Annotated in this window: 13 protein-coding genes; 2 read left to right on the top strand and 11 right to left on the bottom strand. The window is 41.0% G+C overall.

Translation table 11 applies throughout. The features are described from left to right. The 7 genes from H6G97_RS36195 to H6G97_RS36165 form a co-directional block, all read right to left on the bottom strand. On the bottom strand, nucleotides 1-1,007 hold a 1,007-nt coding region (locus H6G97_RS36195), incomplete at its 3' end, for a matrixin family metalloprotease (RefSeq protein ID WP_190945434.1). Further along, a complete protein-coding gene (locus H6G97_RS36190) occupies nucleotides 971-1,525 on the bottom strand; it encodes a hypothetical protein (protein ID WP_190945433.1) in 555 nt (184 codons plus the stop codon). The genes H6G97_RS36190 and H6G97_RS36195, both read right to left, overlap by 37 nt. Before the next feature lie 280 nt (nucleotides 1,526-1,805). Continuing rightward, on the bottom strand, nucleotides 1,806-1,967 hold the full coding sequence (locus H6G97_RS36185; RefSeq protein ID WP_190945438.1) for a hypothetical protein: 162 nt from the start codon (nucleotides 1,965-1,967) through the stop codon (nucleotides 1,806-1,808). Between the two features lie 58 nt (nucleotides 1,968-2,025). Next, a complete protein-coding gene (locus tag H6G97_RS36180; protein WP_190945432.1) occupies nucleotides 2,026-4,695 on the bottom strand; it encodes a beta strand repeat-containing protein in 2,670 nt (889 codons plus the stop codon). After that, on the bottom strand, nucleotides 4,595-6,091 hold the full coding sequence (locus tag H6G97_RS36175; protein ID WP_190945428.1) for a filamentous hemagglutinin N-terminal domain-containing protein: 1,497 nt from the start codon (nucleotides 6,089-6,091) through the stop codon (nucleotides 4,595-4,597). Before H6G97_RS36175 ends, H6G97_RS36180 begins: the two co-directional genes overlap by 101 nt. Nucleotides 6,092-6,845: 754 nt before the next feature. After that, nucleotides 6,846-7,193 (bottom strand): hypothetical protein, encoded by a 348-nt coding sequence (locus tag H6G97_RS36170; RefSeq protein WP_242055745.1) that lies wholly within the window; start codon nucleotides 7,191-7,193, stop codon nucleotides 6,846-6,848. Nucleotides 7,194-7,838: 645 nt separating this feature from the next. After that, nucleotides 7,839-8,012 (bottom strand): hypothetical protein, encoded by a 174-nt coding sequence (locus tag H6G97_RS36165; protein ID WP_190945425.1) that lies wholly within the window; start codon nucleotides 8,010-8,012, stop codon nucleotides 7,839-7,841. A gap of 75 nt (nucleotides 8,013-8,087) precedes the next feature. Between H6G97_RS36165 and H6G97_RS36160 the strand changes: the two genes are divergently transcribed. After that, a complete protein-coding gene (locus H6G97_RS36160; protein WP_338421915.1) occupies nucleotides 8,088-8,273 on the top strand; it encodes a DUF1993 family protein in 186 nt (61 codons plus the stop codon). A gap of 568 nt (nucleotides 8,274-8,841) precedes the next feature. Here the strand turns inward: H6G97_RS36160 and H6G97_RS36155 are convergent. Continuing rightward, nucleotides 8,842-9,804, bottom strand: a complete 963-nt coding sequence (locus H6G97_RS36155) for a terpene synthase family protein (protein WP_190945423.1) — start codon at nucleotides 9,802-9,804, stop codon at nucleotides 8,842-8,844. Nucleotides 9,805-10,629: 825 nt separating this feature from the next. Between H6G97_RS36155 and H6G97_RS36150 the strand changes: the two genes are divergently transcribed. Beyond that, nucleotides 10,630-10,794 carry a CopG family transcriptional regulator gene (locus tag H6G97_RS36150; protein WP_190945421.1) on the top strand — a complete coding sequence of 55 codons (165 nt, stop codon included), beginning with the start codon at nucleotides 10,630-10,632 and terminating at the stop codon, nucleotides 10,792-10,794. 7 nt (nucleotides 10,795-10,801) lie between these two features. Here H6G97_RS36150 and H6G97_RS53470 read toward each other — a convergent pair whose 3' ends face one another. The 3 genes from H6G97_RS53470 to H6G97_RS51940 all read right to left on the bottom strand — a co-directional run. Then, entirely contained in the window at nucleotides 10,802-11,017 is a 216-nt protein-coding gene (locus H6G97_RS53470; protein WP_242055743.1) for a CopG family transcriptional regulator, read from the bottom strand. 73 nt (nucleotides 11,018-11,090) lie between these two features. Then, nucleotides 11,091-11,534 (bottom strand): hypothetical protein, encoded by a 444-nt coding sequence (locus H6G97_RS36140; RefSeq protein ID WP_199349887.1) that lies wholly within the window; start codon nucleotides 11,532-11,534, stop codon nucleotides 11,091-11,093. A gap of 179 nt (nucleotides 11,535-11,713) precedes the next feature. Further along, a partial coding sequence (locus H6G97_RS51940) for a hypothetical protein (RefSeq protein WP_206759142.1) occupies nucleotides 11,714-11,931 on the bottom strand: 218 nt, incomplete at its 5' end.

Below are 11,931 nucleotides of genomic sequence, written 5' to 3'. Positions count from 1 at the left end.
GTGACATTTATCCCTTGTGTTGCACTTGAGTAGTCCCCAGTATCTTCACCTAAGCCACCATCTAGAGTGTCATTGCCAGCGAAAGCATAAATAATCTCATTACCTGGCGTGCCCATGATGTTGTCATTGTTGGGAGTACCGTAGATTCTAGGTAGTGGCTGAACCAAACCAACACCTGTTCCGTAGATGTCTCGAATTCCCTTAATGTCATCATTTAGCAGGAATGCGCTTCCTAAACCAGAATAACGATTACCGATATTTGGATTCATGATCGCATTAGTGCCACCCTCCTCAGTTGAAGGTTCATGGTCAAGCCCTAAAGCGTGACCAATTTCGTGTACTGCTGTTTCTAGAATGTCTTCTTGATTAGAACCAGGTTTTATTGCCCAAGTCTCACTGCCGTCGAAGTGAATATCGCCACCTAAACCATCTGTGGTTGAGGGATGATACGCTTGTGCCAAAACATCACCACTACCATCTATCGTAGAATAACCAAACCGTATTTGAGGATGGTTAGCTGCGGTGTAATAATTGTTTGATGGTGCAGGACCACTATCAGATATCTCCACAAAATTCAGCGGTGCATAAGTTGCCCACAACTTTAATGCCTCTTCTATTGCTGAAGTCAGTGTACTTACAGCAAGACCTCCAAGTAGGTTGCCGTTTAGAAGATTACTGTAACTATAAGTAATAGTGATTGGTGTTCCTTTACCAGAGGGTTGTGGCCATTTGGAATCGCCATTAGGCAACGTATCCGGCTCTAGAAGTGTGTATTCTGTGTCAATTCCATCAGCATGAGCTTGGCTAGTTCCAAGGCTTTGTTCCTCTCCAGTTCCCGGCTCAACTAATAAATTAGACTGACTAAAATTAAAGTCCTGAGCAGGTTTCATAATGGAAGATGTTGGGACTAAATCTGTAGTACTAACTCCTTGAGAAACAACAGATTCAACCGGAGTTTCCGGTAATATGCCTAATAAAGCATCATTTGTGGTAAAAGCACTAAGCATGAGTTGTGTTTTCTCCTAATATATGTCAGATTGCTAGTTGCAATAAAAGACAGACTGTAAAAAATCAAAATATTATTAAAATTATTGCTACCAGTAGGGTCAATAATTATCTGGGTCACTAAAGAAGCATTACTAAAATCAAAAATATTTACCTTAATAGATTGAGTGTTAATAGTAGATACACCTGGAGAGATAGTTACCATAAAAAAAGATAAAACGTATTTTTCTCCTGGTATGTTAGAAATAGTTTGAGAAATACTACCATTAGGGATTCTATCACCACTGTTAAAACTAACAAAAAAAAGTTCAGATGAAGATATTCCTACTGTTCGTATTGTTCGATAAGCATCGTAACTACTAATACCTACATTCCCAAGCAAGAGCCATTCAGATTGACCTAAACCGTTATCAAAACTCCCATTTCTAAGCAGATTCACAGCCTGAGCTGGTGATAGATTAGTTAGTATTGATGCTAGAAAAGCAGATAATATTAACAGAGTTTTACTAGTACCGATCATTCTTTTATCTCCATGCAACTTTGAAATCTCTAAAATCTCAAAGACCTGAAACCTACTCCTGTGTACGAGTATTTGATCGTTTGTTTTCTTCAAAGAGCAGTGTTTTTGTCTGCTTGATAAATACAATAAAACAAGTCAAAAGATAATAATATGGGTGCAAGTGCAAAGTTGATTGCTTAAGTAAGATAAGTCAATTGCAGATGTAAGCAGTATGGATTACAGTTTTGTGCAATCATTCTTTGATTTTTTCCCGTTAAGTCTCAAAAATGTTTGAAGTATTTCAAAACGGTTGATAGCGTACTGAAAAGTAGAGACCGTTTTCTTGCAACGAGTTGCCCCGATCGCCAACTGAAATTAAGGGAATGCCGTAGTCTAGGTGCAATGATAAATCAGGGGTAATCAGCCAGCGCGACCCCAGTCCTAAAGTGGCAATTGTCGCCATGCAAGAGCTTAAAATGACAACCCACCTATTGATTGGGTACATACTCAATATTATTGAATTAAGAACATTCTCGACTCAACACGAGTTTCCCGTTCGATAACCGATACACCCCAAGCGGTTCTACAATTGGGTCGCCTTTTCGCCAAGGACGATTTGAGTTGGTATTTGAGAGTGTGCTGTCACTTGGTAAAGTTTCTACGTCTACTGTGGGAAAGCTGGACATTTGAACATCTCCCGGGCGCTGGGGTAAGCCACCAGTACCTGTGATGGTGAAGCTTCCCTTGGTTGGTTGATTGCGGCGGACAATGCAGCTATTTGCCAGAAGGCTTTCGGTGTTAATCTGATTTTCGGGTAACTCGCTGAGGCTGTTTTGAATGAAGCTGACATCGGGTATGGTAATGACTCCATCGAAAGCACCAGTGGCATTCACGTCTACTCGATTATTGCCATCGAGGGTGCGAGGGTCTGTGTTACGAGGTGCAGGACGGTAGTTTTCGCCCAAGAATGCCGGAGTATCGAGGGTGATGTCTCCACCTTGGCCATCACGAGCAAAAGCTAGGATATCGCTGTCATCGAAAGCAAGGATGGAGCTAGCTTTCAGGTCAATTTTGCCGCCTTCTCCTGCACCTTGGTTGACATTGGTGGTAATGTCACTGTTGCCAAATAGGTGAATCTTATCAGCAGTTATGGTGATACCTCCCCCAGAAGATTCGTTGGAGGAGGTTGCGATCGTGCCATTTGTGGCTGTTAGGTTTAGGGTGTTAATCGTGATGTTACCACCAGGAGCTGCGCCTGTTGACTCGGCACGTAAACTTGCATTGGTAAGGTTGAAGGATTCTGTGGCGTTGATGATGATACTGCCGCCTGTGCCTTCTGGATTTTTTGAGTCGGTGGATGCAGAGATAGTTGCACCGTCAGCAATGGTGAGCTTTTGCGTGTCAATTCTCAATTCTCCCGCAGCACCATCACCTGTGGTTTCTGTGGTAATAGTGCCTTGTCCCTGAATCGTGATGGCGTTGGGAGCCTTAATTTCTATATTCCCCCCGATTCCTTGGTTAGAAGTGGAGGCAGAAATAAACGTTTCCGGTGCCAGGTTAATATTGAGGTTTTCTCGGTTGGGATGAGATTGAAGGGTAATTACTCCGGCAGGGCTAGAACTTGCTGTGGTGGTGGCAATTTTGGCTCCGTTTTGCAGGGTTAATTCCGGGGTAGTTAGGGTAATATTTCCGGCTTCGCCTTGGTTAGTGGTTCCGGCAAATAGGGCAGATAGTTCACTATTAGAACCGACGAGCGTAATTCCTTGATCGGCTTCGATACCGATACTGCCTGCCGCACCTGTGCTGCTAGTGCTACTTCTAATAAAACTATTATTGAATGTGACTAGACCTGGGCTGCTTACGGTTACATTTCCAGCTGGGTCGCTACCTTTGGTGTCACTTTGAATGGAACTGTTGTTGAATGTGAGATTGCCTAAGCTGGTAACAGTTACATCTCCTGATTGACCTTCTTCACCGACATTCAAGGTGATGAATTCATCAAATCCCTTTGGTACAGTCACCTGCTTACTGGTCAGAATGTCGGTATTTGTGAGCAATAAATCTCCCAGACCTGTTACCTGAACTGCTCCAGATTGTGAGTCAGAAGATAGAGTTAAGATTTCTAGATTACTTACGTTGTTTTTAGCTTCTAGGGTAACTTTCCCGCCATTTCCTGCGGTTCCTTGCTCAGAGATGGAAAAGGAGCCAAGGACTGTAGACTGATTTCTTCTCCCGGAAATATCCCCTCCTCTGGTTCGGAGGGAAATCGCGCCTCCCTGACCTGCTGTTCCTCTGGGAGAGTACGAGAAAGAGTACAAAGAGCCATCGATAAAGATGTCATTGGCAGCAGATAAGTTGATCGCGCCCCCCTGACCCGCATTGCCTGATTCAGAGTACGAGTAAGAGTACAAAGAGCCAGTGTTAATGCTGCCGTTGGCAGCAGTTAAGTTAATCGCGCCCCCCTCACCCGCGCTCAACCAAGAGAACGGCCCAGAGTACAAAGAGCCAGTGTTAATGCTGCCGTTGGCAGCAGTTAAGTTAATCGCGCCCCCCTCACCCGCATTGCCAAGAAGAGAGAACGGCTTAGAGTCCAAATTGCCAGTGGTAATGCTGCCATTGGCAGCAGTTAAGTTAATCGCGCCGCCCTGGGCCGCATCGCCAAAACCTGAAGAGTACGTCTTAGAGTCCAAATCGCCAGTGATATTGATGTCATTGGCAGCAGTTAAGTTAATCCCGCCCCCCTGACCCGCATCCCTAAAACTAGAGAACGACCAAGAGGACAAATTGCCAGTGGTAATGCTGCCGCTGCCAGCAGTTAAGCGAATCGCGCCCCCCTGACCCGCATTGCCAAAATCTGAAGAGGACGACCCAGAGTCCAAATCGCCAGTGGTAATGCTGCCGTTGGCAGCAGTTAAGTTAATCGCGCCCCCTGAACCCACATCGCCAAAATCTGCTGAAGAGAACGACCAAGAGGACAAATTGCCAGTGGTAATGCTGCCGTTGGCAGCAGTTAAGTTAATCGCGCCCCCCTGATCCGCATCGCCATCAAAAGAAAACGACCCAGAGTCCAAATCGCCAGTGATATTGATGTCATTGGCAGCAGTTAAGCGAATCGCGCCTCCCTGACTGACCCGCATCGCCATCAAAAGAAAACGACCCAGAGTCCAAATCGCCAGTGATATTGATGTCATTGGCAGCAGTTAAGCGAATCGCGCCTCCCTGACCCGCATCGCCATCAAAAGAAAACGACCTAGAGTCCAAATTGCCAGTATTAATGCTACCCTTTGTAGCCGAGAGTATAATGTCCCCTCCATTCCCACCATTGCGCGAATAAGTATCGATATTGCCAATAGTAATTCCCAGTGGCAGCCCTGAAGTAGCGGTGAACCCTGTGCCTCCAGGATTTTGAGTCAGGTTAGCAGTGTTGACGGCGGCTAACCCTGCTCGTAAAATCACCGATGAACGACCTGTTAGTGTGACGAAATCTGGATCGGTTGTAGGAATACCGCCAACACATTCAGCGGAACCATCTGCACACTTGGCTTCTGTAATCTTGATATTCCCACCCTTGATACTGCCCGTTGCTTCCACCTTAAGAGCAACGCCTGTATAGTTGCCAAACAGAACATCCCCATTCGCTTGAATAATTGGGCCAAACATACTGACAAAGTTACCCGGTGTGCCTGAACCGGTAAGCATCGACAGGTTACCACCACTCTCAAAGTGAGCATCAAGAGAAATATCGCCATCACTGATTAAGTTGAGATTCCCCCCACTCCCAATCTTTGAGAGGGGATGGGAAAGCGCCAAGATATCAACATTCTGGTTGCCTTGAATGGTCAGATTTCTCCCAGAAGTAGCAATAATTGGGCTAGCGATCGCATCGCGCACTTTCACAGTATCCTGCGCCTGTAACGTCAAATCTCCAAGAGCTTTTAACTGTCCCTGCAAGTCGAGATTGCCAGCCGACAGAGTAAGATGTTTCCCAGTTGATAAATTACCCTGGTTAATAATCGAACCCGGTTGACTAGCAACTGCATTAAAAAACAGCGCTCCCGGACTCACAGAAAGCAAACTACTTGTTTGCGGTTGTGTTGCACTGAAATAGCCACTATCCCCCAACTTTATGCGATCGGCTGTCGTCGCCAGAAATGACCCCTGGATATCCAAACTGGCATTCGGACCAAATATAATACCGTTCGGATTGAGCAAAAATAAATTCGCCCCACCCAAAACCCCTAACCTGCCCAAAATGTTAGAGGCATTGCCGCCTGTAACGCGAGTTAAGATATTCTCAATTCCAGTGGGATTGGCAAAATAAGCCCCCCTGCCTTCACCCACATTAAAGTCCTGCAAACTGTGGAATAGGTTAGCACCGCGAGTTGCGCCACCATCAATGCGATCGCTAGAAATTCCCTGTATATTGACATTGGGTGTAACGACAGAACCTTCAGCACCTAGCGTCTTGTCAGGCACGATTTGAGCATTAACGCGATCGCTTACTCCTATTGAGAGTATCCCCACTAAAGAGACATAACCCCCAATCTTCCACTGCCAACTTCGACCGAACCAACTTTTAATAATCATTTGGTGGTTTTCTTAACATTTTTGCAAATCTCTACGCGCCCATCTCTCAATCACCTTTGTAGATGTAAGATGTATTTTCCGTATTTACTTCTCTTTATAGAGTTGGTTTTTTTGACACCGACTCATTTAAATTAATTGGGATAAGTAAGCTGACACAATAAAACCAAACTATTCGAATAAAAGTAAACAAGGCTCAAGCCCTTTTTCCCCCTGCCCCTGCAATAACTGCTTTATCCTAATGATAATTATTGACGCCGACTTACTTATTATCTTAGAGGTTGTCAAAAATTTAACTATAATCGGACTCATATAACAATTTTATTTATACGCATCATTTATAAGATTTTTATCTTGAGAAAGAGAAACTGAGTGCCAGGGCAAACGCATCTAAAGTATAAAAATGCTTTAATAGCAAGGGTTTCGGCGTTTTTTAATCTAACCTATTTTTTCATCAAGATCCATGCCCAGCAAGGGTTTCAGAAATCCCGTGCGTTCGCCCTGAACTGAGTGCCGCTTCCCTCGAAGTCAAAAATCAAAATTTATTTGAGCTAATGGTATCAATCGCTGGTAAATCATGACTGACTTTGAAGCCGTCACTGCATTGAGTAACTGCTTGCTTAATTTATACAATAAATCTTGAACTAAAATTAGGCATTCACCTGTTGTGCTAAATTAATGGTAAAACAAAGCAATACTGATTGCACAATTAGGCAGCTACCATTGCTCAAATGTGCAACTTCAGATCGGAATAGAGTTAAAATTTCGGACAAGTCTTTCGGTACTTGGGTACGCTCCATATCCTTTGCACAACATCTTTGACGATTCTACCAGTGGGAACTTTGGCACCCGCAAGCTCTATTGCCGTTAGCCATACTTCTTGCTGTTCTTGGGGTTCAAGCTTTGTCATGGGTCGAACTTGCCCCTCTGCTGTCGGCAATTTGTGATCAAATTGATCACAAATTTCAACCAAGTTATCAAAAACAACAGCCGCATCCATTAAAAGATAAGACTGGCGACGGCTATGACCAAATCTTTCCCGGCAATATTCCTCAAATGTCTTATGCGTCGAACGATATAATCTGCGATCGCGTAATTCTGCCAACGCGTTGATAATAATTTAGCTATTACTTTTAAAAGTCAAAACCGTGCTGTCGGAAATTTTCAAGTAAATTATTTACCTAAAATAAATATCTTAACTATATCTGGGTACTACAAAGAGGGCACGGCTTATCTATGTTATTCTCCAGCAATGAATCCTGATTGGTACAATGGCAAAGGTTATAAAATAGTTCGCCCTGATTGTATTGGAGAAAAATTTGAGTTGTTAGCGAACAAGTTTTATCCATTTTTTGAAGAATTTTTTGCAGTTTAATTCTAATTAAACGCGTTGTCAGGATGCCTGTAGAGCGACGAATTATTTCACCAGAGCGACAAATTACGGTCAAATAATCTGTCGCTCTACAAAATCAGCAAACAAATGTGTCTTTTACTTTAAAAGCTGAACTATATCTTCAGCAACACCGAGCGCTGAAGCGGGATTTTGTCCAGTCACTAAGCAAGCGTCACAACTACGTATTTTTCAAAGTTTGCTGCTTTCGTGTGGGTTGCACCCTGCTCAATCAATTTTGGCGCTAGTAAAAATCGCACGACATGAGATTACTATTATCTTGCACTTTCTGACATAAAACTACAAATTGGCATCGCTGTGGCAAGCTAAGAACTCTTCTGGCTCGATGTTTTTAACCACTCAGGAGAGAGAAAATTTTATCCCATACTTTGTCAAAGCAATTTCAATGGCTTTTTCGATGTCGCCGGGACTCGGAGGAGGGTTTTCATTGCGCTCTTGTTCAGGATTAACTAGCTGACCTACTTCTGCAAAAAACTGCTCAGGTCCAGAAGGTGTAGCTATCATCAGGAGCATGAAACTACATTTCCTCAACTTATTGACCGTATTCATCAAACTATCTTTCATTTAAATACGTTTAAACCTGAATAAATTGATGGTTCAGAGCAGAAAACAATTACTCTACACATGCGTGACAACACTCTCTCTTTTCAAGGAATGCCATTTCTTCTATATTTTGTTTTACCAAACCTTTATTTCCATGTCAGAACAGCCTATGACATTCTTAGGCACTGCGATGTAGAACTTGGCAAAGAAGACTTTCTTGGTCAGCCTTAATCGGAGCAATATGTAACGCAATTTTTTCGAGAATTCCTGAGCAAAACTTGCGTTACATATTGCTTAAGTTAGTAAAAAATAAACTTCTTGACTTCATGGCATTGTAGGGAAAAGTTGTTTCTTCTTCAACATTTCCCTTTTCTCTTTCTGTTTAACAATGAATAGCGGATGTAGGTCTGTGGTGTGCGCTTGGCTCTTTGTGGTGTAAGCAGAGTAGTTCGCTGTTCCATCAAAACCGTTACTGGGAGTCGGTTCTGCGAGCAGTTTTCCAGTTTGGAGCAAATAATCTCTATTGCCAAGCCATTGAAAAAAACAATTTTGTGTTCGTTATCTTGTCCGTCGCTTAAAGTGACAAGTTTTGTTCTGCTCATTTTTTCCATTTCAGAGATGGTATTCTCAAAGAAAAAATATGGTGTAATCCTGGGTGGTTATTTAATCTTACAATTTTAGCGTTAGTGAAGCTCGCCGCAGGCATCGCAGGTAATGTTTTGCGTTTTATACCAGAAACACAGCCTATGTTGAGGTACTTAAAAGCCTCAAAACTCCTAACATCTGGAAACTAATGTGTCTAATACAAAAAATTGTATCTTCTGCTAGTCATGTGCCACAATAAACTTCCACATATCCACTGATTACAAACACGCCAATGTTCAAGAAGCGAGCAACTTTCTTGCGGTTTAATACTTATAAAGGCTTTGAAACAATTTTCATAAGTAGTAGTTACTGCTCGTAAAAACTCGTCAACTGATGAATAATACATTCTTAAGTTAATATAATTTGGTTCATTAGCTTCTTTGTACAAAGAAAAAAGATCATTTTCTAGGCCAATCATAATAGAAGTGAGATGTTTCATAATTACAGATGTAGCAAAATCTTCTGCCGATAATTCACAACCTGTATATGCAAAACAATATGCCAGAGTTGGATAAACACCAATTGTATTCATCCGGTTCTCAAGATATTCCTGTTGAAACATTGTTTTGTCATTTTCTTTCAAAAGTGATTTATAGTAGTATCGAGTGTTTTCTAAAATAGCATCAGTATTAATTTCATTACTCTCTAACTCTTCCAAAATATTTTTTAGCATTAAGTTTGCATTATTTACCCATGTTATACTACTTTTATGTTTTCTATTTTTAGTCCAAATAATCAGATCGTAAAGACTTTGCTTAACTTCCTCATCTGATTGTTTCCCACTATCTAAATAATAGTCAATATAAAATATCCAGTCCATATTATCTTGATGATTTTGAAGATATTTCAAACTATTGCAAGTGTAGTAAGCTAGGACTTCAAAATCACATTTTTCAAAAAAGATTTTGATATCATTACTTATATTCTCATTGATTGTTTCCAAAATTTTTTGTGGAACTTGATAATCTCTTTTGATTATAGAATATTCAGAAAAATCAATTATCCAATCTACATGATACAATTTATCTTCTACTAAGATATTAGTATTTATAAATGTTTCTTCGCAATTTTTTTCTAATAAGTTGTCAATTAATATAAATTTATCGCTAATTTTCATATTTTTTAGTACAACAAATAACTTATACAGAAATCCAATCTAATTATTGAAAAAATCGGCTCTCCCAGACTTGGGTTGATAAATTAACACCGAAAAACGGTTAAAACAATTGATATAACAAGGTTTGTCTAAAATAAATTAAAGATTTAATAAAAATATGCTTTTTTATTCTTGAATTCCTTACTATATAACCATTTAAACCGACATCAAGTATTAATTTTTTATAACTATTCTGGGTAGCAAAAAAATCTAAGCAAGTATTAGTAGATTAGATAATCCCTACCATATCCAGGTTTTGGTGGGGATTGTATAACGCTACTCATCTCAATGCAGGAAAGTCGCACAAGAGGGTGGCTTCCCTATGTGTAATTTAAAAATCAAATATTAGCACCATATATACAATTGTTCTTTTGGTTTAAGAAAAAATTATGGCATGGTTATTTGATTATTAAATTATTTTAGTAAGGATTCACGGTGAGATTAACTGGTTGTCATTTAGCATCAAACTCTTTCAAAACGCGCGTTTGGTCGGCTTCGTCGGGTGTAATCAAAAAGGCTGGTACGCAACGACCAAGACAGTACAAACTCAATCGCGTGGCTTTGGGCGCAGAACAAGTAATTGCGTCGTTAGGAGTCCGAGCGGTAGTAGCGTCTTAGTTGCTGAAGTGAGAAAGGCGGTTGCTGCCCCAAGAGAAACATCGGATAAACTAATGGAAACGATAGAAAGTTTCTATTAAGGATTCAGACTAAGTTTATGGCACAAATTTTAACTAGTGCGATAGCTTTATTGAAGTAGTTGCAAAATCGAATTTGTCTAATATTTTTATGAATAAAAAATGGGCTATTAAGCAGCTTACAATTGATCTCACACCAAAGGATGAAGAGAACCTGAAAAAATACTGCTTAATGACTGGCAAATCAGCGACTAATGTAATTCGGGAATTAATTCTTTCTCTTCCTATTGAAGATGAAAAGGTAATATCTCCATAAGCCTGGGTTAGCGTTCCTGTTCATCCAAAGTTAAATCTTCGCTTGAACTATCCCTTTTGCTCCCTGCTCCCTCCATAAAAGACTCTTGTTCAAGAGAGCGAATCAATTCCCGAATCACATCAGTTGCCGGTCTACCTGTGATTGCACAATATTGCTCAAGCTTTTCGCTTTCAACTGATGCGAGATTTAGCGTGATTCGTTTGACGGCCCATTTTTTGTTCATGACTTGCTCTAATAAGTTATTCGCCATAAGTCTTTAGAAGCACCAAACAGGTGCAAGTGTTTTAGCTTGGTGATTACTGTGTAACAGGTGTACCGTTTAAAGTCATCACAAAATCGCGATCACAAAGGCTAATATCAGCTTTCCAACGGGAGGGGAATTTCGAATCAATGAAAGTGACTTTAAATCTGCCCCAATGGTAGGTAGGTTTCCCATCTGCCCCTTCTCTATAGGTATCGCAACGTATCGATGAAGACTTTTGTACCCAATAGCCATTGTATGAACCTCGGTCATTAAACACTCCTGCTAAACCATCAATGAAGATTACTCCATCGCGACCATAACGCCACACGGCAGTGTTATTACGATCTTCTTGATAAACTACTTTATATTCTTGGGTTTTCCAAACCTCATCTGCTAGAGCTTTTTGAGGCGCAGCAGTGTAAATCAATGAGGCTATGGTCAGGAGAACATAGTTATTTTTCACAAAATTGACTTTGAGCAATTCCAAATTTGGCATAAATTACGAGGTCAATTTTCTCACAATTTTATGTGCTTATTGCGAAAATCAAAGGGTTTTGCGGCTAAAACTACCCTTCCCCAATCACTAGTTCCGCCTCTATGTTCAACCTGAATCGCCGTTAGACCAAGTCGCAAGTGTACCCACGACTTCAGTCCTGAGCTTGAAACAAGGACACTTTATGTCATTGCTCGGTTATATGTTTTGATCAATAATGCTGGCGTATATCTAGATAAGGATGTAAATATTCTTATCATTTCTCGTGAGTTACTTGATTCCACGACGAATGCCAACACCTTTGACGCAATTCGGATGGTGCAGGCATTTTTACCCCAAGAATAATCCTCTAATACTAGATTTATTAACCTCTCAAGCGGATACAGCAGTAGCAATTTGT

The sequence above is a fragment of the Nostoc flagelliforme FACHB-838 genome (assembly GCF_014698065.1).
Classification (GTDB): domain Bacteria; phylum Cyanobacteriota; class Cyanobacteriia; order Cyanobacteriales; family Nostocaceae; genus Nostoc; species Nostoc flagelliforme_B.
Note: the sequence above shows the minus strand (reverse complement) of the source record. Positions and strands in the feature narration are given on the sequence as shown.